The organism is Mesorhizobium sp. M1E.F.Ca.ET.063.01.1.1, from assembly GCF_003998155.1.
In the GTDB taxonomy this organism is placed as follows: Bacteria; Pseudomonadota; Alphaproteobacteria; order Rhizobiales; family Rhizobiaceae; genus Mesorhizobium.
Genome location: NZ_RZSC01001501.1, coordinates 1 through 552, shown reverse-complemented (window position 1 = coordinate 552; position 552 = coordinate 1). Strand labels below are relative to the sequence as shown.

Sequence of the window (552 nt, the reverse complement as noted above, 5' to 3'; positions counted from 1 at the left end):
ATCGCGTAGCGTGCCGTGTATTCGGCCACCGCCTTTTCCAGCGCGAAGCGGCTTTCCAGCGGCCGCGACTGTTTCGAGGCCCATGCGCCGATGCGGCTGCCGCGCGGCCGCGTCGCATAATAGGCGTCGGCCTCGGCGTCGCTGACGATCTCCACCGGCCCGCGCACGCGCACCTGGCGGCGTAGCGATTTCCAGTGGAAGCACATCGCCGCCTTCATGCTGCCAAGAATCTCGCGGCCCTTGGCGCTCTCGAAATTCGTGTAGAAGACAAATCCCTTTTCATCGAACCCCTTGAGCAGCACCATCCGTACGTCCGGCATGCCGTCGGCATCGACGGTTGCCAGCGCCACGCCGTTGGCGTCGTTGGGCTCGCTCTTGGTGGCGTCCTCCAGCCATGCGGCAAAGAGCCGGAACGGCTCCGCCGCCTCGGTGAAGTCACTGCTTGTTAACTCGGTTTCGTTCATAGTTTTCCAAATTTTTAACACTGCGGGAGGAGTTCGCCGATTGTCGCGTATTGCGCAAGCTTTTGACAGCGGGCAATGGAGCGTTATC

The 552-nt window shown here is 61.8% G+C and carries 1 protein-coding gene; it reads right to left on the bottom strand.

The genetic code is table 11. From position 1 onward, the window contains the following. On the bottom strand, positions 1 to 464 hold a 464-nt coding region (pdxH, locus tag EOA29_RS39455; protein ID WP_127222568.1), incomplete at its 3' end, for a pyridoxamine 5'-phosphate oxidase. Between the last annotated feature and the right edge of the window lie 88 nt (positions 465 to 552).